At 63.8% G+C, this 22,519-nt stretch carries 18 protein-coding genes and 1 pseudogene; 10 read left to right on the top strand and 9 right to left on the bottom strand.

The window, feature by feature from the left end; translation table 11 throughout:
* The first annotated feature begins 29 nt into the window (after nt 1–29).
* Nucleotides 30–857 carry a hypothetical protein gene (locus ACIOVG_RS06480; protein ID WP_400870452.1) on the top strand — a complete coding sequence of 276 codons (828 nt, stop codon included), beginning with the start codon at nt 30–32 and terminating at the stop codon, nt 855–857.
* Nucleotides 858–905: 48 nt separating this feature from the next.
* Here ACIOVG_RS06480 and ACIOVG_RS06475 read toward each other — a convergent pair whose 3' ends face one another.
* Nucleotides 906–2,969, bottom strand: a complete 2,064-nt coding sequence (locus ACIOVG_RS06475) for a DUF262 domain-containing protein (protein WP_400870449.1) — start codon at nt 2,967–2,969, stop codon at nt 906–908.
* Nucleotides 2,970–3,059: 90 nt separating this feature from the next.
* Complete coding sequence (locus ACIOVG_RS06470; RefSeq protein ID WP_400870447.1) at nt 3,060–3,569, bottom strand: DUF4188 domain-containing protein; 510 nt, start codon at nt 3,567–3,569, stop codon at nt 3,060–3,062.
* 72 nt (nt 3,570–3,641) lie between these two features.
* Between ACIOVG_RS06470 and ACIOVG_RS06465 the strand changes: the two genes are divergently transcribed.
* From ACIOVG_RS06465 to ACIOVG_RS06440, 6 genes are all read left to right on the top strand, one after another.
* Nucleotides 3,642–4,253 (top strand): MerR family transcriptional regulator, encoded by a 612-nt coding sequence (locus ACIOVG_RS06465; protein ID WP_400870444.1) that lies wholly within the window; start codon nt 3,642–3,644, stop codon nt 4,251–4,253.
* Nucleotides 4,254–4,492: 239 nt separating this feature from the next.
* The gene (locus ACIOVG_RS06460) at nt 4,493–5,677 is read left to right on the top strand and encodes a DNA cytosine methyltransferase (protein WP_400870441.1); all 1,185 of its coding nucleotides are present in this window, start codon (nt 4,493–4,495) and stop codon (nt 5,675–5,677) included.
* A 165-nt stretch (nt 5,678–5,842) separates the two neighbouring features.
* Nucleotides 5,843–6,988 (top strand): RNA polymerase sigma factor RpoD/SigA, encoded by a 1,146-nt coding sequence (locus ACIOVG_RS06455; RefSeq protein WP_400870439.1) that lies wholly within the window; start codon nt 5,843–5,845, stop codon nt 6,986–6,988.
* Between the two features lie 15 nt (nt 6,989–7,003).
* The gene (locus ACIOVG_RS06450; RefSeq protein ID WP_400870436.1) at nt 7,004–10,033 is read left to right on the top strand and encodes a helicase-related protein; all 3,030 of its coding nucleotides are present in this window, start codon (nt 7,004–7,006) and stop codon (nt 10,031–10,033) included.
* Between the two features lie 2 nt (nt 10,034–10,035).
* Nucleotides 10,036–11,751 carry a hypothetical protein gene (locus ACIOVG_RS06445; protein ID WP_400870434.1) on the top strand — a complete coding sequence of 572 codons (1,716 nt, stop codon included), beginning with the start codon at nt 10,036–10,038 and terminating at the stop codon, nt 11,749–11,751.
* Complete coding sequence (locus ACIOVG_RS06440) at nt 11,748–12,641, top strand: YDG/SRA domain-containing protein (protein ID WP_400870431.1); 894 nt, start codon at nt 11,748–11,750, stop codon at nt 12,639–12,641. The genes ACIOVG_RS06445 and ACIOVG_RS06440 overlap by 4 nt, the downstream gene beginning before the upstream one ends.
* A gap of 110 nt (nt 12,642–12,751) precedes the next feature.
* Here ACIOVG_RS06440 and ACIOVG_RS06435 read toward each other — a convergent pair whose 3' ends face one another.
* The 4 genes and pseudogenes from ACIOVG_RS06435 to ACIOVG_RS06420 all read right to left on the bottom strand — a co-directional run bounded on the left by ACIOVG_RS06435 (nt 12,752) and on the right by ACIOVG_RS06420 (nt 16,004).
* Nucleotides 12,752–12,973: a hypothetical protein gene (locus ACIOVG_RS06435; RefSeq protein ID WP_400870428.1), complete on the bottom strand. Its 222-nt coding sequence runs from the start codon at nt 12,971–12,973 to the stop codon at nt 12,752–12,754.
* 28 nt (nt 12,974–13,001) lie between these two features.
* A pseudogene (locus ACIOVG_RS06430) lies at nt 13,002–13,373 on the bottom strand (NUDIX domain-containing protein); the annotation flags it as partial.
* A gap of 180 nt (nt 13,374–13,553) precedes the next feature.
* Nucleotides 13,554–14,381, bottom strand: a complete 828-nt coding sequence (locus tag ACIOVG_RS06425) for a hypothetical protein (protein WP_400870426.1) — start codon at nt 14,379–14,381, stop codon at nt 13,554–13,556.
* A 126-nt stretch (nt 14,382–14,507) separates the two neighbouring features.
* Nucleotides 14,508–16,004 (bottom strand): SulP family inorganic anion transporter, encoded by a 1,497-nt coding sequence (locus ACIOVG_RS06420; protein ID WP_400870423.1) that lies wholly within the window; start codon nt 16,002–16,004, stop codon nt 14,508–14,510.
* A gap of 352 nt (nt 16,005–16,356) precedes the next feature.
* Between ACIOVG_RS06420 and ACIOVG_RS06415 the strand changes: the two genes are divergently transcribed.
* From ACIOVG_RS06415 to ACIOVG_RS06405, 3 genes are all read left to right on the top strand, one after another.
* Nucleotides 16,357–17,433: a hypothetical protein gene (locus tag ACIOVG_RS06415; protein WP_400870420.1), complete on the top strand. Its 1,077-nt coding sequence runs from the start codon at nt 16,357–16,359 to the stop codon at nt 17,431–17,433.
* Between the two features lie 90 nt (nt 17,434–17,523).
* Nucleotides 17,524–18,702, top strand: coding sequence for a hypothetical protein (locus ACIOVG_RS06410; RefSeq protein ID WP_400870417.1), 1,179 nt, complete (start codon nt 17,524–17,526; stop codon nt 18,700–18,702).
* Nucleotides 18,703–18,792: 90 nt separating this feature from the next.
* Nucleotides 18,793–19,827, top strand: coding sequence for a LacI family DNA-binding transcriptional regulator (locus ACIOVG_RS06405; RefSeq protein WP_400870415.1), 1,035 nt, complete (start codon nt 18,793–18,795; stop codon nt 19,825–19,827).
* On the opposite strand, the gene ACIOVG_RS06400 is transcribed toward ACIOVG_RS06405, so the two are convergent.
* The 3 genes from ACIOVG_RS06400 to ACIOVG_RS06390 are packed head-to-tail and all read right to left on the bottom strand — an operon-like array spanning nt 19,824 to nt 22,515.
* Complete coding sequence (locus ACIOVG_RS06400) at nt 19,824–20,723, bottom strand: ribokinase (protein ID WP_400870412.1); 900 nt, start codon at nt 20,721–20,723, stop codon at nt 19,824–19,826. The two genes, ACIOVG_RS06405 and ACIOVG_RS06400, sit on opposite strands and share 4 nt — an antisense overlap.
* Nucleotides 20,720–21,556 (bottom strand): carbohydrate ABC transporter permease, encoded by an 837-nt coding sequence (locus ACIOVG_RS06395; protein WP_400870409.1) that lies wholly within the window; start codon nt 21,554–21,556, stop codon nt 20,720–20,722. The genes ACIOVG_RS06400 and ACIOVG_RS06395 overlap by 4 nt, the downstream gene beginning before the upstream one ends.
* Nucleotides 21,553–22,515 carry a carbohydrate ABC transporter permease gene (locus ACIOVG_RS06390; protein ID WP_400870407.1) on the bottom strand — a complete coding sequence of 321 codons (963 nt, stop codon included), beginning with the start codon at nt 22,513–22,515 and terminating at the stop codon, nt 21,553–21,555. Before ACIOVG_RS06390 ends, ACIOVG_RS06395 begins: the two co-directional genes overlap by 4 nt.
* Nucleotides 22,516–22,519: the final 4 nt, after the last annotated feature.

Here is a 22,519-nt window from a genome sequence, read left to right as displayed (position 1 = left end):
TTCGGCCCGACCTCTGGGAGCATGGCTGCATGAGCGACAGCGAATGGCTAGCGAAGCGCGGGATCATGATGACCGACGAACGAATCAGTGCCTACGGTGGATTCTCCGTCCCGGTTGAGTTCTTGGAGGAGGCGGCCGCGCAAATTAATCGTCAGGGCCTGCCGATGCACTTGGGGCACGATCTCGCGCGGCCGCTCCGTGTGCGCAACGTGAGAGCTTACGTTCACGCCGACGAAGGCGTGAACCAACTGTGGTGCAACCTTGAAGTTCACCAGGACGATGTTCGTTGGTTCGAAACGCTTCCCGGGATGTCCGTCACGATGACGCTCCCGATCGAGCGTGATTCCAGGGTGGGACGCGGTACCCGGGGCGGTGTGACTATCAGCGCCGACCACGCCTGGTTTGATGATGACTCTCTTGTCGCAGCTGAATCTGCTTTGACCGTGGATGAGCGATGCGATGAGACGATTTCGATCAATCGCGCCTACCAGTTTGGACTCGTCCCGGACCCGCAGATCTACGTCGACGTGGCCTATGCGGTTCTCCTATCCATCGGAGCGAATGTTATCTGGGACGGCGTGAAAGTGCTTTGGCGCCGCCGCCGGACACCCGAAGGGTCGTCAGCTGAGGTGCCCACGACGGTGAACTGGACGATCTCTACGCGTGAGCACTCCGTGACCGCTGTCATCAAGACCAGCGACGAGGCGACTGCTTCGAAGGCGATCGAATCCCTTGAGCACGCAACTGCAGCTGTTTTCGGTGCTGACGAAAGACAGGCAGAAGGCGTGCACGAGGGGAGCTCGAAGACAGTGATCGCGTGGGACGCTGATAGTTCTACCTGGACGCCACCCCACTGAGCGCGGGAGTAAGAGCGCTATGAGCGGGCCAGAGTTCAGGCCGCTATGTCATGAGTCGCCTTCTCCGGCAAGTTCCAAGAGGTCATCGGTCGTCAGTTGCTGCTCGGCGTCTGCGTGTCCATAGGAGAATTGCACACCCTCGGAGTTGAGCAGGTCAGCCGGGTCGCGGTGGTCATCACCGTCACTCCACCTGAAGTCGTTCGCGACTCTCCCGTCCCAAGTGAGAACGCGATACGGGTTCTCACAGTCTCGACAGGTCATGAGATGACGCGCCAATGCTTGCGCTCCCGTGCCGACTGCTTCGGCAAGTGCGTTGTAACTCGTCCATCGCCCCGCGGGGAATGAGGCGAGGATCGAATGAGTCATCGACCAGTCGAACCGGCGCGAGTCATCGAACTTTCGCCGATACTCGTCGATCTCGGACTCGGAGAGTGACGGACGCGTCCAAATCTCGACGGCTTGTTGGGCCAACCGCTCCGCGCGCTGTTCAATCGCTGTGGCATCCCATGTGTCCAGTTGTCCAAGGCCGTGGTTCAGGCGAAGGGGACTTTCGCGGAAACCACCTTCCATGTCTCGCTTCTCGCGGAAGGGCCGATCGGAGTACTCCGGGTTGTACCCCGTGAGCGTCAGGTTACCCAAGGTGTGAAGGTAGCGGTCGTGAACGCCTTCCCAGTCAGAACCAAGTGCGCCCTGCCATGCCGGAGTGGCGTTCTGCGGCATGATGTGTTCGATCGTGTACTCAGCCGTCGAGACTTGCTCCTTGCGGCCGTGGTTCTCCAGTGTGCGGAAGAAGTAGCCGCGCCGCTTCAGGTGGTACATGTCAGTCGACTTGAGAGCCTCCTTGAACTCCTCGTCGCTGGGGAATCGGCGGTAGTCCGGAAGCGTGAGCAGGCGTCCGCGCACGCTTCCGACGTAGTCGTGCTGGTCGATTGCTGCGGCCAAGGTTGCGAAAGTCTTGTTGAGGCTGTTAGTCGGAATCCGGCACACCGCTCGGCGGAACAGATAGGCGATGATCGTGTCCAGGATCTCCGCGAACTCAGCACTCGACAGGTTGCCGTTCGCGTAGTCGGCATAGAGTCGCAGTTGGAACGGGTACGTGACCGTTGCAAGGTGGTCGAGCTCGCGGAAGCGTTTGGCCAGCGATGGGTCGAGTTCGTTGTCGAGCGCCATGGCAGCGAACCAGCTCGCGTTGCGGCTCAGCTCCACGACCAGTTGGTCGCGGGTCATCCCGTGCTCTGCCTGTCCGGCGGCGTAGTCCTTGAAGGCGTCATAGATCTCGTCGAGCCGAGGGATGCTCAGCGTCTTAACCGTCAGGAAGTGGCGAACGAACTCGTCGAATCGGGGCTCGTTCGTTCCCTGGAACTCCTTCTCCATCGGGAACCAGTAGTCCTCGTACAGGCGTTCCTGCCGGGCTGGAGGAAGGTCCATGAGTACGAAGTTCCGGATCAAGTCAGCCTCGGAGAGTCGTTTGCCGGTCGCGTTCATCGACTCGAAGACGAGCTGCGGGTCGTCAGTGCCGCGGGTGAGCTTCACATCCACGACGACGAGCTTGGAGAGCCCGCGGCAGACATCGATGACCGTCTCCGCGTCTGCGCGGCTTAGCTGGTCGATGAAGAACGCGTGGTTCTCTATGATCCTCGAGTCCGACGCCGGCAGCGGTGCATTGCTGATGACAGCCTTCAGCGCTTCCTTGTCTCGCTTCGAGAGCATCAGCTTGAAGAAGTCATCGCCCGACTCATAGGGGTTTGTTAGGTAGAGGCCTCGGATCTTCTGCGGAGCGAAACCGGTGACAGGCTCGCGCTCGTCGTCAGGTAGGTCGTCGAGGTGTGCCGCGAGGGCAGCGAGGAGCAGCGTCACGGTGGTCACGCGCTGCTGACCATCGATGATCAGGTCGGGTTCTCGCGACGTCGTGGTCCCCTGGTCCTTCTCGATGTAGACGATCGAACCGGTGAAGTGGTTACTCAGGCTGTTGCGTGCGCCGGCGCGGACGATGTCTGTCCACAGCTGTTCGCATTCCGTGATTCCCCAGGAGTAGACGCGCTGATAGATCGGCACGACGAAGCGCTCGCTTTTCTTCAGCAGCTCCAGCAGATTGGCATCGACAGCCTTCAAAGCGCCCTCCAGGTTGCGAGTCCAGCGACGCCTCGATGCGGCGATGCGCGGTTCACGTCGAGCGTATCGCCGCGCTACCTTTTCGATCGGCTAACGCTCCACCACTTCCCCGTTATGGGCGGCTGTCCGCCCATCCGCAAACCGTGCCTGCGCCCGGTCATGACGTCGAGGGACCTCGACGAGCTCCGTGGCCTTCGGCAACCCCATCGGCTTCGTCGAGACGTACACGCTCTCGGCGGTGTCGATGAGGAAGGTCTCGTGCCAGATGCCGACTGCTCCCGGAGCCTTGCGCGCCATCTTGTTGAAGCGGGTCCAGGCCGGACGATGTTCCTGCGAGGGACTGGATGCATAGGCGTAGAGCCTGTCGATCGACGACCAGTACTGCACCACGTACGGTCCGCCGGCGCCGAGGAGCAGGTGGTAGCCGAGCAAGCCCGAGTCGGTGTCGATGGAGAGTTCTCGCAGCATCCGCGGCATGGCGAGGAAGGGCGGCAACCAGAGGTCGGGGCGCCACCAGCGGTTGATCTGCATCCCGATGTGGAACACGACGAGCTCGCCCTCGTGGCGGTGGGTCATGCGGCCCGGCATGATCTTCGACATGATGACTCCTCTTGGTTGGATAGCGTCACTATCCATACTGGATAGCGCTACTATCGAAGTCAAGAGGTGGCGATGAGAATTTCCGAACTGTCCGCGCAGACGGGCGTGACCGTGCCGACGATCAAGTACTACCTACGCGAGGGTCTGCTGCCCGAGGGGGAGCGGTCATCTGCGACTCAGGCCGCATACGGTGAGAAGCACGTGGAGCGGCTGCGGGTGATCCGGGCGCTGCTCGATGCCGGCGTGAGCATCGCCGAGACTCGACGGGTGCTGGGGGCGCTGGATGATCCACCGGCGAACCCGCACGAGCTACTCGGGACCGCGCATGCGGCGATCACTCCCCCGGTGGATGAGGCCCTGGATCTGGCCGAGGCCGAGCGTCTCGTCGCAGGGCTCGGGTGGAAGCCGGGGATGTGCGACGAAGCTGTGCTGCACGCGGTCGCTCGGGCGCTGCAGGGGTTGGAGCGAGCCGGGTTCACCGTGCCGGATGCGGCGATGGCGGAGTACCTCGCGAGCGCACGGCGGATCGCGGATGCCGAGCTAGCCGGAGTGCCAGATGAGTCTGCGGAGGCTGCGGTGCGGTACGTGGTGCTGGGGTCGGTGCTGGTGGAGCCGTTGTTGTTGGCGTTGCGGCGGGTGGCGCAGCAGGTGAGCTCGGGGGAGAGGTTTGGTGGGCGCGCATAAATGAGCCGGGTGGTGGGAACTCAGACCTTGGAACGTCAAGCCCGCCGAAAACCCCTCTTGCCCCCGGGCCATATCAGGGGCAATCTCGCTAAATGCCGCTAAGCGTAGCCACATGGGAATCCAGCGCCGTCGAACAACTCCCCGAGCGCTGTCTAAACGCTGGTGTCATCGGGAAACGCGGATGCTGTGCCGTGGTTGGACGGCTTCGACAAGCGGCGCCAGCGGTATGATTAAGACCTATGATTAGTGACGGCATCGCCCAGCCGCACCCGCTGACCGTCTCGGAGCGACCAGCCTTCGAAACTCTCGTGAATCCAGTGACAGTTGTCGATCTGTTCTCGGGTTGCGGAGGGTTGTCGCTGGGAGTCGCGCAGGCGGCTCATGATCTAGAGCGTGGACTAGACGTGCGCCTAGCGGTGGAATTCGATCAGTCCCCTGCCGACGTTTACCGGTCGAACTTCCCCAAGGCTCGCGCTGTCACTGTGGCGGACATCACAACTCTCTTCTCTGCAGAGCTCGACAAGCCGCTAAGCGAGATAGAGAAGGAGTTGCGCAGCAGCGTCGGTAAGCTAGACGTGCTAGTCGGTGGCCCCCCCTGCCAGGGCCACAGCAATCTGAACAATCACACTCGACGGGAAGACCCAAAGAATGGTCTTTACGTCACCATGGCTAGGGCCGCGTTCGTTTTCTCTCCAGACGTGATTGTGGTGGAGAACGTGCCGGCTGTCCTGAACGACAAGTACAAGGGAATGAACGCCGTGGCCGTCGTCCGGGGCCGTCTCAAGGCCCTCGGGTACGAAGTGGACGATCGGATAGTCCCGCTTCATGAGCTAGGAGTGCCGCAAACTCGGAAACGACACATTCTCCTCGCGACTCGCGCTGGCATGAAAAAGCCGGGCGAGATCTTCGAACAGCTCGCAACAGGCATCATGCCAACTGTGGATCTCGCTTGGGCGATCGGCGATCTGGCGAAGACCGTAAGCGAGGGTTTGTTTGATCGCGCCCCAACTCCATCGGCCGACAACATCAAACGCATGCAGTACCTCCTGGCGGAAGGCGAGTATGACCTCCCAAATCGCCTTCGGCCGAAGTGCCATCAGGGGGAGCACTCGTACAAGTCGATGTATGGTCGGCTCAAGTGGAGTCAACCCGCGCAAACGATCACAAGTGGCTTCGGGAGCATCGGACAGGGTCGCTATATGCATCCCGACCTGCCCCGGGCGTTGACGCCGCACGAGGCAGCACGGATCCAAGGTTTCCCTGACTACTTCGTTTTCAGCAAGGCAACCACCCGCACTGCGCTCGCGACGATGATCGGCAACGCTGTGCCACCCCAACTCGCGCGGCGGTTACTCCTCGAAATCTTGCAGCCGGCGCGGGATCTGGAGTCTCAACAGAGAATCCAGGGCGCTTCTCGACAGTGAGCCGTCGGCGTAACTCGAGCGTGAGAGCTCGGAGTCTGACGCTGCGTAGGCTGGCGCTAATTTCGTCCTGTTGCTGACCCCTCGGCGCATTGTCGCGCGTCCTCTGCGGCGATCGTACGCTTATGAGACTTCGGCGCTGCCGCCGGGACGCTCTAGAGTTCAGATATGTTGTCCGTCAAGGTTGCCGAATGCGTCGATGATGCGCTCGCTGACCTTGAACGGCAAGGGCAGCTTTTTCTGACTGATGTCCAACGCCTCGTCGATGCCCATCGACTTGATGGTGCTGAGACGACCGCGGTGTTCGCGAGCCTGCGAAAGAGCGGTGTCCATCTCAAGGAGGCCGAGACTGAAGAGTTGACGGTGTTGGCGGAGTCCCCGGAGGTGAATATGGCTGCTCTCGATACGCTAGGCCTTATGTTTCGCGCCGCTGGGCGAGCCAAGCTGCTCACAGCGGACGAAGAAGTCCTCTTGGGCCGTCGCATCCGCATAGGTCAGAACATCGCGGCCCACAACCCGGCCCCACCGCGCGAAAGTGATGAGGCGAAGCAGATTGCCGACGGCAGGATCGCTCACGATCAGCTAGTCCTCGCGAATCTACGGTTGGTCGTATCGATTGCTCGGCGCTATCGGCCGGCAGGAATGGACCTCGCCGACCTCATCCAAGAGGGCACGATCGGACTGATGCGAGCTGCCGACAAGTTCGACCACACTCTCGGCTACAAATTCTCCACGTACGCCACCTGGTGGATACGTCAAGCAATCCAACGCGGAATCGCGGATAAGGGCCGCCTCATCCGAATACCCGTCCACGTCACTGAGAAGCTGCAACGGATCACCGGTACCCAAAGCAGGCTCCGCGCCTCACTGGACCGCGAACCGACTCTGCAGGAGCTCGCCGTCGAGCTCGACGTCGATCCCGCAGACGTCCGCGCCACCCTCGACCTCGCCCGCGATCCAATCAGCATCGACGCGCCCGTTGGCGAGGACACTGACACCGACCTCGGCGCGATTCTCGACCTCTATGCAGCAGACGTCGCGGACGAAGTCCTCGATGCGCTAACGAACGCTCGTATCCGTGTCGTCCTCGACGACGTCGCCGAACATCAGGCCAAGACCGCAAAAGGCGCGACCGCACATGCGGTCGCCATGCTGAGGCTCCGATACGGACTCGACGACGACCACGAACGCACCCTCGACGAGATTGGCGCCGCATATGGGATTACACGAGAACGCGCACGCCAGATCCTCAACAAGATCCTCGCGTCACCGCAATTGCGGCGGCCACTCGCCCACCTCACCGACATCGACTGACGAGGACCCGACTACATGACTTACGATAACGACCCCGACGGGCTATACGAATCGTCCTGGCGGTTTCTCGAGTGGATGCACCGACGCGTCGTCGAGGAAGCACGCGGCGACCTTATCGACACCAGCGACACCGCACCGCGAAACCGCTTCTGGCTGGGACGCCTTGCATCCGAAACGTCCGTCATCAACAGCCCGCTCGGTCAGCGCGCGGAGAAGCTCGACCCCTGCGCAATCGGTATCCGCCTGCGCCCGGCTACTGCAGGACCCTGGACGCTTGAGATCGCCATCCGATTCCGCTGCTGGGAGCCACAACCGTCCGGCACCTTCACCAAGTCGCCCCTTGTGACTGCCACGATCAACGCCACCGTGGCTCAAGACGGGACACTCTCGGACAACGGCGCCAACTCAATCGCAACTCAACTGAGCGCACTCGGACTCGGAGGCAGAAGCGCCGAGGTCCGCGTCGACCTCGAAACATGGCGCGAACACGACGAGCTCGTCGTGTCCCTCGTCAACACAAGCGACGAACCAGACAAGAGCACACCCGATACGCATCTCTACGAAGCAGTGCTTGAGGTCGCAGGCCTGGCCACCACTGGCTTCCAGCTCGAATCGTTGCCGGACTCGTTCCGCTACGACCGCAGTGTCGCCGCAATCGGGATTAACTGCGGCGTCGAAAATACGGACAGCGGATTCAGGACCAGCGACACCGTCACGGTCGACAAGAACCGTCCACGCTACTGGAATCACTCCGCACCCGAGCCCGACTTCACCTTCGACACACTGTCCACGGACCCGCTCCCGCAGCTACGGCAACTCATCGATTCCGCACGGGAATGGGGCGAAGAACACTGGGGGCGCGGGGCGCTCGCCGCCCGATCCGTAGGTTGGACGGCGGCCATGCACACCGAAGCAGAGAAAGCCGCCGCGGCGTACAGGGCCGAGGTCGACAGGCTTGAGCGTGGATACGACGCTCTCCTCACCGGCCCGCAGCTACTGCAGGCATTCAAGATGGCCTCAGCGGCCATCCGCCATGCTGCGGCGGGGAAGTACGATGCCTGGAGGCCATTCCAGATCGGATTCCTCATCTCGGCGCTGCCCGGCATCATAGATCCGAACGATGCTCAGACAGTCGATACCGTGTGGTTCGCCACCGGCGGGGGAAAGACCGAAACCTACCTCGGCCTACTCGTCACCGCAATCATCTACGACCGCCTCACCGGCAAGTCGGACGGCATCACTGCATGGACCCGGTTCCCGCTCCGCATGCTCTCGCTCCAGCAGACCCAACGATTCGCGGACGCTCTCGCTGGCGCCGAACTGGAACGCCGCAAGCACGGAATCGGCGGCGCCCCGATCTCACTCGGTTTCTATGTCGGACAGGGAGGCACTCCCAACAGCATCCCCCTCGAGGGGGAACCCAACGCGGTCGACCGCTCCATGCCCGCGCGGTACCAGGTGCTGCTGCGCTGCCCGTTCTGTCGAAACGAGCAGATCACGATGCGCTTCGACCGAGCGAGATGGACTCTCGAGCATGTCTGCGGGAGAGCGGGCTGCGCATGGGGCGACAATCCGCTGCCGTTCTACGTTGTCGATCAGGAGATCTACCGATTCCTGCCGACCGTGGTGGTCGGCACATTGGACAAGGCTGCCCTCGTCGCGATGCAGACCGCCATCCGGGGATTCTTCGGACCACCCGCCGGAGTATGCAGCAAACCTGGGCACGGCTACAGCTACGCCAGCCGCAGCAAGTCCCCCTCCGGCTGTCTTGTTCCAGGCTGCAAGGGAACTCGTGGACCACTCGGTATGGACTCGTCGAGGTGGGCACCGAGCTTCCGCCTCCAGGACGAGCTCCACCTGCTGCGCGACTCGTTGGGCGCCGTCGACTCCCATTACGAGTCACTGATGGACCACCTGCAGCACGCGCTTACCGGCACTCGCGCGAAGATCGTCGCCTCGTCAGCGACCCTCAGCGGGGTGGAACGGCAGGTCGACGTCCTCTACCGGCGCGACGTGCGTGTCTTCCCACAACCGGGGCCAGCGCTCGACGAGTCATTCTGGTCCGAATCGAACAGCGTCCCTGCGCGGCGATACGTGGCAGTCGCGCCCCGGGGTGTCACGCTCGAATTCGTCGCGGACCGCGCTCTGAACACGCTCCAATCCTGCGTCCGTGAACTCGTCAACGACCCGACTCGCGTCTGCGGATTGCTCGGAATCCCCGTTGAACACGCTGCACACTTGATCAGCCAGTACGGAGTGGACCTCGTCTACGGAAACACCGTCCGCGACGTCGAGGCAGCTCGCCGTTCCGCCGAGACTGAGTTCCCGTACTCTGTCAACGCCGAATCCCTCACCGGCGCCACACCCTTCGACGATGTCCGTCGGATCCTCGAACGACTCGACACCCCAGAGTCCGACTTTGCGGCCCGCATCCACCTCATCGCGGCATCCAGCATGATCTCCCACGGAGTCGACGTCGACCGATTCAACATCATGGTCATGAAAGGGCTACCGCTGACCACCGCGGAGTTCATCCAAACCTCGGCACGCGTCGGACGCCGATGGCCGGGCATCGTCTACGTCCTGCACCGCATCACACGGGAGCGCGAAGTCGCGACCTATGCGCAATTCGACAAGTTCATCACGCAGGGAGACCGATTCGTCGAGCCGATCCCGATCACCCGCGCCAGCCGTCGCGTTCTCGCGCTCACAGCCATCGGAGCCGAAGAAGCCCGCCGCCTCTCGGTCCACGAATACGCAGCAGGAACCGCCTTGACCACCATCAACAAGCTCCGGAATTACTATCGTGACGCAGGCATCACTGTGGAGACCGAAACCGCGGCGCTCACCGACGCGCTGGGCCTGGACGGCCCACTCGATGAACTGCTGCGCAGAGACATCAACGAATGGGCCATCAGCTACTTCGACAACCTCACAGACCCCGCCACCCAAGCAAAGTGGCCGAGCGACCTATCGCCCAGCGGGCAGCCCATGAGATCCCTACGTGACGTCGAAGAGGGCGTCCCGATCACCGGAGAAGAATGACGATGAGAGAAACCCGCAGTCCCAGCCAAGTCCTCTTCTCACACCTGCCTGCGCAGACCACCGACATCAAGAGCCGGATCTGGAAGGTGCAGTCCTGGCTAAACCCCCTCACCCTCCGAGTCGACACCGACGGAGTCAGGCAGCGCCTCCTGTCGGCGATCGATCCCTGGCGTGCGCAAGGAAACGACAACGGCCTCGCCAAACAACTCCACCAAGGAAAGATCGTCGAAGTCGTCGGTGTGAACCCCGAGCAGGGCGTCAAAGTCGACGCCTGGCCAAACGTCTGGCGCTGCCAGAGCTGCCGGCGGGTGACCAACTTCAAGGGGCAATGTGTGTGCGGCAACAAGACCTGGGCCCAGCTGCATTTCGTCGGATTCCATGAATGCGGCTACCTGGGCGAGCCCTTCATCCCGAAGTGTCCCGAGCACAACCAGGCCCTCGTGAAGCACTCCAGCAGTAGCAGCGTGCGCGACCTCGAATTCGTATGCCCTATCTGCCACCGCGCCCTTCAACAAGGACTCGGAGCCGGACGGCCCTGCCCCGGATGCAAGCAGCCAGGACTCACATTCAACGTGCACCGCGCAGCGTCGGTCTACACTCCGCACACCTTCACGATGGTCAACCCCGCACGCCCCGAACACCTGCAAGCGCTACTCGCCGACGGGGGACGGGAGAAGAGCCTGCGATGGCTACTGAGTGGTATGCAGACCGCACGTCCGGAGAAGCTGGCACCGACCAGACAGTCGATGATCGACAGCTTCGTACAGCAAGGTCTTCCACTCGCGGCGGCAGAAGCCGCCGTGCAGGCCGCGATCGACGCCGGCGCCGGCCACCTCGACAAGCCTGTCGATGTCCTCGACATCTCACCCCTTCGCCGAGAAGAAGCCGAAGCCACGGCACTTGAGGTCGCCCTAGCCACATATGAAGGACGACGCACCGCGAGTCAGCTCCCCGGTGATTCTGTTGGAGCCAACCTTCGAGCGATTTACGAAGACAAGTACGTGCCGGCGATCCATCGCGCCGGACTCGTCGACGTCGACCATGTCGACCGGTTCCCGATCCTGAGAGGCGTCTTCGGGTACACGCGCGGAGGAAAGCCCGTAGGAGAGAGCAGACTGGTCGCCTATCAAGGACGACAGCAGTCTGTTCGGGTCTACGCCGACACGAATGAGACCGAGGCTTTGTACCTGCGACTTGACCCGGTACGAGTCGCAGCATGGCTGCACCGGCGCGGGCTCCTCAAAGAGGCGCCGACCGATCCCACCAAAGCGAGAATCGCGATCATCAACGCTGCCGAGTTCCCAGACCGCGGCGACGATGTCCCCGTCCAGACCGCCGGGAGCACGGTCCTCTCGTTGCTGCACACCTACGCACACCGATTCATCCGCCAGCTGGCCGTGCTTGCCGGTGTCGACCGCGAATCTCTCGCCGAATACCTGGTGCCCCATCACCTCGGAGTCTTCATTTACGCCACACCACGCGGACAGTTCGTTCTCGGCGGCCTCCAGTCCGTCTTCGAAACCGACCTCGATCGTCTCCTCGACTTGCAAGTCGACGCAGAGACACGGTGTCCCCTCGATCCCGGATGCGACCGCTCGACCGGCGCGTGCCTGGCCTGCCTACACATCGGTGAACCATCCTGCTCGCACTACAACAAGTTCCTCGACCGCAAGACGCTCTTCGGGAGTCACGGATATCTGCGAAAGGAACTATCGTGACTTACGGAGCCGTCCACGGGATCCCGATCGGAGCGCGCTTCCGGAACCGCAGATCGCTCTACGATGCAAAGATACACCGCGACATAGGCCGTGGCATCTGCGGCGGACCCGACAAGAAGCGAGGCGCCGAGAGCGTCGTGGTTTCCGGAGGGTATGAAGACGATCTCGACCTCTGCCAGATCGTCTACTACACCGGCATCGGCAAGCGTAACGATAATGGGCGTTTGATAGCCGATCAAGAATTCAGTGGCCTTAACCGCTCCCTGGCGATGAACGCCCAGACTGCGCAGCCCATCAGATTGATCAGAGCCGTGGCAGGCGAGTTCGAATACTCCGGCCTATACGTAGTCGAGGACGCCTTCCTGCGGCCGGGAGCCAGTGGTTTCCAGATCTGTCAGTACCGTCTGAGAGCGCTGCAATTGGCTGGAGAGTCCGACAACGGTGACATCAAGCAAGCAGAGGCGAAAAGAGTCCTCACGACCCACTACCGACTCGTGCGCGACGCCGGAGTCCCCGCGCGAGTGAAGGAGCTCTATGACTACCGGTGTCAGGTGTGCGATATTCGAATCGACACACTTGCCGGCCCCTATAGCGAGGGCGCACACCTCGTGCCGCTCGGGGGCGGCGCTGACGGTCCCGACATCGATGCCAATGTGCTGTCGCTGTGCCCCAACCACCATGTGATGCTCGACCACGGCGCGATCTGCTTCGCAGATGACTGGACAGTTCTGGACCGCGACGGACACCAGCTGGGGTCGCTGAATGTGCACCCGGACCATCAACTCGAAGTCGCTTACGCGCGAGCACATCGCCGACTCATGGGGTTCAATGAGCTTCTCGTCTCATTGATCACTCCGCGGGCGGATGACCGGGTCGGACAGCTTCCCTGATCTCGACAGGATCCTGATGTGACCAGAACCGCCACCGTCCAGCCGAGCTCCGTCAACACGTCAGTCGTCCGAGCGTCCTGCTTGCGATTCGCGGCAATCTTCGCTGACGATCAAGCCGCGTTCGACTTGGGTGATGTGTAGTGCTGGGGGCAACCATTCCAGTAGCACCCATCGATGAACACCACCATACATCGACGAGAAAACACCAGGGCCCCTCGTGCCCGCAGCTGAGTAGTCGGACGGTGATCGACCCGACACCGCAGGCCCATTGCATGGAGGAGCCGGCGCACCGCGAGCTCGGGTCGTTTGTCGCGAACGCGATTCCCGAGCATCCGAACGCCGCACGCTGGGCGAGGTCGCTCACGACCCGGAGACCTTCGGAGGGGCAATAGTTCCAACCGTCGCGGCGAGCTCCGATCGCACCGCCTGAGGGTCCTCGGACAGCCGACTGTGGTCCGCTGCGATCAGACGTCGTACCGCAGCCAGATCGGGCGCAGCCAATTCGGGCTGATCGAGATCGGCCGCACGAAGCCAAAGAAGCCGGTCATGATCGGAACTATCGATCGGTCGGGCACCTTGGAGGCGGTCGCGCAGGCAGACGAGCTCGATCGATCCGACGGGTACGGATGTCACAACTGTGCTCAACTCGTCGTCGATACTGACAGAGACATCGAATTCTTCCTCGATCTCTCGGAGGAGCGCCGATGTAGGCGTCTCGCCCGGCTCAGTCTTTCCGCCCGGGAACTCCTAGAGGCCGCTAGCGGCCTGTCCGTCTTCTGGCGGCAAGCCAGAATCTCATGACCATCGAAGCTGATCGCTGCGATCACGCGAAGTGCATTCTGTTCGGTCGCCGGCTCCGGTCGACGACCCTTGACAATGGTCAGGCTAGCTCGCCCCGACGCACCGTGGGTCCTAGCCATTTTCTCCACGCTTCGGCAATGCCCAGATCATGTGTGCGACCTTCTCCTGGTCGGGAAGCGGCCAGTAAAGGCTTGTGGGATCCCAGAGGAAATTGAGCGCGCCGTACCGCGATAGAGCGTCGAGGAGGTCCCCCGGGGTCATCGCCGAGAGCCCGAATGGTCGTAGCTGATCCGATGCGCGGAGTACCCTCTTGTCCCGGGTGAGATACACATGCGCCCCGTCGTTGAGGGCGGCGCGAACCATGCGTTGGTCTCCGCCAGCCGGGACTGCATCGATGACCCGATCGATCAATCTGGACGGCAGACGTTGCGCTGCGTCAGTCCTGTCTTCTGAGTGATAAGGACTGTGGGTGAGCGCGCTGTAGAACTCCGTCCAGGCTTTTCGATTCCTCTGATCCAGGTGCGGCGCGAGCTTCCTGCGTTTCGAGTCGCGAAGGGACTCCTTGAGCATGACGAATTCAATGTCGCGCAAGACCCACACGGCGAGGATCAGCTGTAGCGCCTCAAGATGTTCTCCGTACTCGCCGGTGTGCAGTTTAGTCACTGATTCACCCATCCACATGGAGTGCCCATGCTCGAAATAGTCGATAAGGAGGTTGGTGTCCATGGCGATTCTCAAGGCGCCGCGGCCTACACGGCCCGCAAAAAGTCTCGGACTCGTGCGGTACTCAAAGTCAGGACCCACGACGTGTATTCGACGATCCCCAGTCGTCGCTCCGACGAGGCTAGCCCGTGCGATTATCGTTTCGACCAGCCGGACACCAACAGCCTCAAGGCGGTACATCTCGGAGGAGCCGCTGTCCATGAAGACATCAATCATCTCCCTATTTTGCGTCAGCTGGGCGCCGAGAGCTTGTGCATCACTTGTCTTGCTGCAAGGTCGGCTTGGCGAAACGACGAGGCGGAACTTTGGTCGCACGGCGCGCCGGCGCTTGAATCGCTGCCCCTACTCGAACCCACCCGTCAACCGCCCCCGCATCCGCTCACTCGCGTCATTCATCCCGACGATCTCCACCGTCTTCCCGAGCGCGGCATACTTCGTCTCGATCGCATCCAACGCGGCGACGGTCGAGGCATCCCACACATGCGACCCCGACAGATCGATCACAACGTGATCGGGATCCGATGAGTACGAGAACAACGTAGTCAGATCATTGCTCGATGCGAAGAACAGCTCCCCGTCGACCACATAGCGGGCAACGGAACCGGACGCAGTCCGCGACACCGTCACGAAGTGCGCCACCCGCCGCACGAACAGCACCGACGCGACCAGCACCCCGCCGACAACCCCGACCGCCAGGTTGTGCGTGATCAGCACCAGCACCACAGTCGCGACCATCACGAAGGTCTCGCTCTTCGGCATCCGCTTCAACGTCGACGGACGGATGCTGTGCCAGTCGAACGCCCCGATCGCGACCATGATGATTACGGCCACGAGTGCGGCCATGGGGATCGTCCCGACGAAGTCGCCGAACACGACCACTAGCAGGAAAAGGAAGATCCCAGCGCAGAACGTCGAGATACGGGTCCGCGCGCCCGAGGCCTTCACGTTGATCATGGTCTGACCGATCACGGCGCATCCACCCATGCCGCCGAAGATCCCCGACAGCACGTTCGACACTCCCTGCGCCCACGCCTCGCGGCTCTTGCGCGAGTGGGTGTCGGTGATCTCGTCGACGAGCTTCGCGGTGAGGAGCGACTCCAGCAGTCCGACGACCGCGACTCCGAGCGCGAACGGAGCGATGATCGTGAACGTCTCCCACGTGAACGGCACATCCGGCAAGAAGAGAGAGGGCAGGCTCCGCGGCAGCTCGCCCTGATCGCCGACGGTCGGCACGGTGATCGCGAACGTCAGCACGACGCCCGTCACGATCACGACCGACACCAGCGGCGCCGGCACGATCTTGGTGATCTTCGGCATCACGATCATCACGAGAATCCCGAGCGCCACCAGCGGATACACCAGCCACGGCACATCGATCAGCTGCGGGAACTGCGAGCTCAACACGAAGATCGCCAGCGCGTTCACGAAACCGACCATGACGCTGCGGGGGATGAACCGCATCAGCTTCGCGACGCCGACCACTCCGAGGATCACCTGGAAGATGCCGGCGAGGATGACGGTCGCGATGAAGTAGTCGAGCCCGTACGTCGGCGCGACCGGGGCGATGACGAGCGCGACGGCTCCGGTCGCCGCTGTCACCATCGCCGGACGTCCGCCGAGGAACGCGATCGACACCGCCATGATGAACGACGAGAACAGCCCCACCTTCGGGTCGACGCCCGCGATCACCGAGAACGCGATCGCCTCGGGGATCAGTGCGAGCCCGACGACGAGTCCGGCCAGTACCTCGCGCGTCAGCATCCGCGGGTTCTTCAGCGCCGTGAGCACAGAGGGATTCGCCCGATAGCGGGCACGATCATCGACCGTCGTCACAGACATGGATGCTCCAGGGGAAGGCGCCTCGAGAATGAGGCAGACGTTCCAGCGTAGAGCGGATGCCGGGCGGGTTTCGTCGGTGCCTGTCTCGTGTGGGTACCGGAGTCGTTTGTGCGAAGGGTCAACGCGACCTGATCCGCGCCGAAGAGCCGGAGCGCTCCGCTCGGCCGAATGCACGTGCGTCGGCCAGCTGTCGTATGAACGGCCGAGGGAGGCGCATTTGGCCGCGCGAAGCGCCAGTCCCGAGACCGGATGGCCGTAGATCTCCTGCGATCACCCTCTGGTCTACCGAGTTCTACTCGTGTAGCGTTCGAGCAACCGCACCGGCGGATGACGCGTTCGAGGAGGAACGGCGATGTTGAAGAAGTCCCTGAAGACAACTGTGCTGAGGCTCATACCGGCGGCGTTGCTCGCCGTCGCGCTGGTGGCCTCTGTGGCTCCAGCTGCTGTCGCGGCGGGGCCCTGGTCGACTCCGACGCCCGTGTATGCGGCATCCTCGATCCAGACTCCCGGGTATGCCTACGCGCCCTCCGCCATCGCCGGCACGACGGAGCGATCGTTCGTCTGCCACAGCCGCGCGGCCGGTGATGTGCGCGACGACATCTTCCTCGTGAAGCGCGCCGGCTCGACGGTGACGTCGAGCGCCTCGGTGCTGACGGCATCGGCCTCGGGCTGGGACTCGTTCCACATCTGCGACCCGAGCGTGGTGAGAGTCGACGCGACGCTCGGTGGGCAGAGCTACGACTACGCGATGTTCTACCTCGGCAACGACCAGAACTGCTCCTGCCACAACCAGATCGGCGTCGCGTACGCCAACAGCCTCGATGGCCCGTGGGTCAAGGCTCCGAACCCGGTCGTCGGTTTCAAGGCTGGCGCAAGCTCCTCCGAGTGGGGAGTGGGCCAGCCGAGCGCCACGACCATCGATGCCGCGGCGGGAACGGTGCTGCTCACCTGGACCGAGGGGTACTCGACGGGAACGGTCGCGAAGCTCGGGCAGGTGAGTCTGCTGTCGGGCACGCCGACGCTCTCGGGTGTCGGTGCCGTGCCCACGGCCGGCCTGCTCGACAGCTCGGGTGCTGCGGACTTCCTCAACAACTTCGACATCGCCTACTCGCCGCAGCGCGACCGCTTCTACCTGGTGCGCGAGATGCATCCGTATCCGTCGACGAGCCCCAACTACATCTCCACCGCGGTGCAGGTGCTGAGCATCTCCGGCGCGGGCATGTGGTCCGGCACCGGAACCTGGTCCGCTGAGGGCGTGATCGACAGCTCGGTCACCGGGGCGGCGCGCAGCCACAACCCGGGCTTCCTGCGCACGCAGTTCGGCACCCTGCCCGACGAATCGCAACTGACCGTGTTCGTCACGACCGCTTCTCTCGACCTGAACTCGCTCTGGTCGTACGCCATCGTGCGCACGACGGCGAGCCTCTGACAGCGTCGCGAGTGCATTTCCGCCACGCACTCGTGCACACATCGTCTACTCGAGTAAACTCGCTCGAGTGGCGCGACAGAAAGGAATGCGATGACGCATGACCACCTGGCACCGCGCAGGCGCCTGACCCGACGGCTGCTCGCAGCCGCGACCACCGCAGCTCTCGGAGCAGCTCTCCTCATCGGAGTCGCCCCCGCCACCGCCGACACCTCGCCGACCGGCGACGAGGCGTCCCGCACGCATGCCCCGGTGACATGGGACCCGGCCTCGCAGCGGGAGGTCTACGCACCGGCCGACGGCTTCTACTCCTATGCCCCATCGGTCGTGCGCGACGGCGACACCGAATGGATCTGGACCTGTCACAACGACGAGTTCCGCGTGATCAAGGACCACATCTACCTGACGAAGATCGTCGACGGCGTCGTGGTCGACTCCCGGTCGGTGCTGGAGGCATCGCCCGCCCCGGCGTGGGACAGCTTTCACGTGTGCGACCCGAGCGTCGTCGCCGGGAAGTTCCGCTACCTGGGTGTGAAGTACTCGCTCGCGATGTTCTATCTGGGCAACGACCTCGATGCGAGCGCGCACAATCAGATCGGCGTCGCGTTCGCGAACAGTCCGGAGGGGCCGTGGGTCAAGCTGCCCGAGCCGATCGTGACTTTCGACCGCACCGACCAGTGGGGTGCCGGTCAGCCCACGGCAGTGATGATGCCCGGCAAGCCCGGCACGGTTCTGCTCGGGTACACCCAGGGCGACACCTCGACACGCGCCTACGTGACCGAGGTGAATCTGAAGAAGGCCGAGGCCTTCACCACGACTACTCCTGTGCAGCTGCCGACCTCGGGCCTGACCGGTACCGACGGTGCTCCGGACTATCTCAACGGCTTCGACCTGGTCTTCGACAAGAAGGGCGGTCAGTTCCTCACCGTGCGGGAACAGCATCCGTACGCCTTCGACAACCCCTGGTGGATCGGTCCCGCCGTGCAGGTGGCGACCATCCCGCAGCGCGATCTGCTGCGCGGGCGGGGAACGTGGAAGCCCGTCGGTGACGTGAACGAGGCCCTGACCGGTTTCGACCGCAACCACAACGCCGGTTTCGCGCGGGACTGGCAAGGACATCTCGCGGAGAAGAACGCGGTGTCCGTCGTCTTCACGACGAGCTGTTCCAGCCTGCCGACGATCGACGATCAGGACTGGAGTCTCGCCACCTGTGACTCGCTCTACTCCTACGACCTGTGGTCGATCGACGGTGCCCTGAACAGACGACGATGAGCGTGGCGGGGTCGGCTCATCCCAGAGTCGGCCCCGCCTCCGCTCGTGCCCGGCGCAACGGTTATCCTTTTCCCCAGCAGAAAGCACCCCATGACACTCCCTCACGAAAACGCGGCCCCCCGCGCCGCCACCCGCACCGATGTGGCCAAGCTGGCCGGTGTGAGCGCTGCCGTCGTGAGCTATGTCGTGAACAACGGCCCTCGGCCGGTCGCGACCGCCACCCGCAAACGGGTGGAGGCGGCCATGGAGCAGCTCGACTACCGGCCGAACGCGCTTGCGCGGGCGCTCAAGCTCCGCCGCGCGCAGGCGGTGGGAGTGGTCGTGCCAGACGTGAGCAACACGTTCTTCGGAGCTCTGGCGCGCGAGCTGTCGAACCAGGCTTTCGAGACCGGCTACGCACTGCTGCTCGGCGACGCCGACAACGACATCGAGCGGGAGCGCGCGCAGATCGAGTCGCTCGTCAGCCATCAGATCGACGGGCTCATCATCACGAGCCTCGAGCCCGGCTCCGTGGTCGATGCCCGCGGCACGCGCACCGTGTTCCTGGGCCAGCGCACGCTCTCGGGTCAGACGTCGATCGTCGTCGACAACGAGGGAGGGGCGCGCATGGCGGTGGAGCACCTCGCGAAGCACGGGCGTCGCCGCATCGCGCATCTGGGCGGTCTCGAAGGGCTGCCGGGCGCCGAGGAGCGCGTGCGGGGCTGGAGCGCCCAGTGCGAGGAGCTCGGCCTCGACATCGACGACGAGCTCCTCGTCCGCTCGGAGTTCAGCCGCGCCGGAGGTCTCGACGCAGGACGGACGCTCCTGGCGGGTGCCCCGCACCCGGATGCCGTGTTCGTCGCCTCCGATGTTCAGGCCCTCGGGCTGTTGGCCGCTGCACGCGAGCGCGGCATCCGCGTGCCAGAGGACCTGGCTGTGATCTCGTTCGACGGTACGGACGACGCCGTGTTCAGCGATCCGCCCCTCACCGCGGTGGAGCAGCCGATCGCCGCGCTCGCTGCGGCCGCGCTCGATGCGGTGGTCGGTACGCAGCCGGTCGAGTCATCGATCGTGCCGGTGTCGCTCGTCATCCGCTCGTCGTGCGGATGCGATCAGGATCAGCAGGAGGGCGCCGCCCGGCGCTAGCCCTGCAGCCAGCGATCGAGCTCGGCGGATGTCGGATACGACGACTGCGTTCCCGGACGCGTGGCGGCATGGGCGCCCACCTGCGTGGCGAAGACGGTTGCCGCCTCCAGTGCGTCTCCTGCGGCGAGTCGGGCGACCAGGGCACCGGTGAACGCGTCGCCCGCGCCGCTCGTGTCGACCGCGGTCACGACGCGGCCGGGTGCGCGGAAGACGCCGGATTCGGAGACGGCAGCGGCACCCGCGGCTCCGAGCGTCACCACGAGCTGCGGCACGGAGAGGCTCGCGCGCGCCTGCTGCAGCTCCGCGTCAGAGGAACTGTCGACGGCCGCCCCCAGCGCCTCGACGAGCTCGTGCTCGTTGACCACCATCACATCGACCGCGTGCCTCAGCGCGTCGGGGATCAGGCGGAAAGGCGACGGGTTGAGCACGAAACGGGCATCCGTTGCATGCGCGTGACGCGCGGCGGCGATCACGGCCTCGTCGGGGATCTCGAAGCCGCTGAGCACCCAGTCCGCGTCCACGGTCGCCACATCGTCGGCGGCGACCGTGGCGTTCGCCCCGGGAGAGATGACGATGAGGTTCTGACCGTCGTCATCGACGAAGATCACCGCCTCGCCGGTCGAGCCGTCGGGTCGACGACGCACGCCGGTCACGTCGACGCCGGACGCGGCGACCGCGTCGAGCAGCAGCGTGCCCGCGGCATCCGCTCCGACCGCTCCGACCAGACGCACGTCTGCCCCGAGCAGGGACGCCGCGACCGCCTGGTTGGCGCCCTTTCCGCCCGATGCCACCTCGTGGCCGGTGGCGTGCAGCGATTCTCCTTCGCGGGGGAGGCGACCCAGGGAGTAGGTGCGGTCGAGGTTGAGAGATCCGACGACGACGATCCGTGCATTCATCCCTTGAGTCCTGTCGTGGAGAGCGATTCGGTGTACTGCTTCTGGAAGAAGAGCAGCAGGATCATGGGGATGATGCTGAGCACGAAGGATCCGGCCATGATCTGCCCCAGGTCGACCGTGAACATCGTGCTCAGGTTGGCGAGCGCGATCGGAGCGAGCTGGCGCTCCGGCGAGGTGCCGATCAGCAGCGGCCACAGGTAAGCCTGCCATTGCGACAGGAACAGCATCATGCCGGCGCCGATCAATGCCGGCTTCGACAGGGGCAGCACGATCCGCCACAGCGTGCCGAAGGTGCCGAGGCCGTCGATCTCCGCGGCTTCCATGAGCTCCGACGGGATGCCGAGGAAGAACTGCCGCAGGACGAAGATCGCGAAGCCGTTGGCGAGGGCGGGAAGGATGAGGCCGGGATAGGAATCCGACAGATTCCAGCCTTGGAACAGCGAGGAGAGGGGGATGGCGATCGCGTCGAACGGGATCATCGCGACGATCACGATGAAGCTGAACACGATGCCTCTGCCTCGGAATCGCATGGTGGCGAGGGCGTACGCGGCGGGGATCGCGATGAGCAGCCCGAACAGGATCGTGGCCCCGGCGACGAAGAAGCTGTTGAAGAGCCCGAGCACGAACGGACCGCTCAGCAGTCCGGTGTAGTTGGTGAGCTCGCCACCCCAGGGGATGAAAGCCAGCCACGACAGCGGCGTCATGTTGTCGACGTAGGTGTTGCCCGGTCGGGTCGACGAGACGAACACCCACCAGAGCGGCAGGAAGATCGCGACGGCGATCAGGCCGCCGGCGATGGACAGCGTGATCGTGGTGCCCCGGGATCGCCTCATGATTTCTCCTCGCGAAGCAGACGGAACTGGATGGCGACGATGATCGACAGCAGGAGCATGAGGACGACGACCTCGGCCTGTCCCACGCCCAGGTCGTTCAGCAGATATGCGCGGTTGTAGATGTCGTACATGATGAAGTTGGTGGCGCCGTTCGGACCGCCCTTGGTCAGCACCTGGACCGGGGCGAACACGAGGAACGAACCGACCGTGCAGGCGATGAGCACGAACGACATCGGCCGCTTGAGCAGCGGCAGCGTGATGGCGAACAGTCGGCGCCACCACCCGGCACCGTCGAGTGCGGCGGCCTCGTACAGGCTCTCCGGGATGTCCTTGAGTCCGGCGATGATGAAGATCATCCAGTAGCCGATCGCACCCCAGGTGACCATGATGCCGATGGAGAATGCGGCCTGGTTCGCCGATGTGAGGAACGGCTGCGGGGGGAGGCCGATCGTCTCGAGGATGCTGTTGACGAGTCCGTCCGGCTGGAGCGCGGTCGACCAGATGAGGGCGACGACAGCGCCGGGCACGGCGGCGGGCACGAAGATGAGCGAGCGCCACAGCCCCACGAAGGGGACGTTCTGCACGGTCAGCAGCGCGAGCGCGGCCGACAGGATCACGATCGCGGGGTTCAGTACGAGGTTGAACAGCAGGGTCACAGCCAGCACGGCGTGGAAACCGGGGTCTGTAAACAGGTACGCGTAGTTCTCGATGCCCGCGAACGACGTGGTGCCGGTGGCGAGAGACGTGCTCTGGAAGCTCTGGCCGACGGCCGTGATCATCGGCAGCACGCGGAGGAAGAACAGCGCGAGGAGGGCGGGGGCGAGCATGAGCAGCGCCATGGCCGTGGTGCGAGCGGCGCGGCTGCGTCGGGTGGGTGTGCGGCGGTCGGGGGCTCGGAGAGCGGCGGAACCCGTGGGTCCCGCCGCTCCCGCCCGACGCTCTCGCGTCGTGGTGCTCATCTGT

The organism is Microbacterium sp. NPDC087591, assembly GCF_044743625.1.
Taxonomy (GTDB): Bacteria; Actinomycetota; Actinomycetes; order Actinomycetales; family Microbacteriaceae; genus Microbacterium.
Note: the sequence above shows the minus strand (reverse complement) of the source record. Positions and strands in the feature narration are given on the sequence as shown.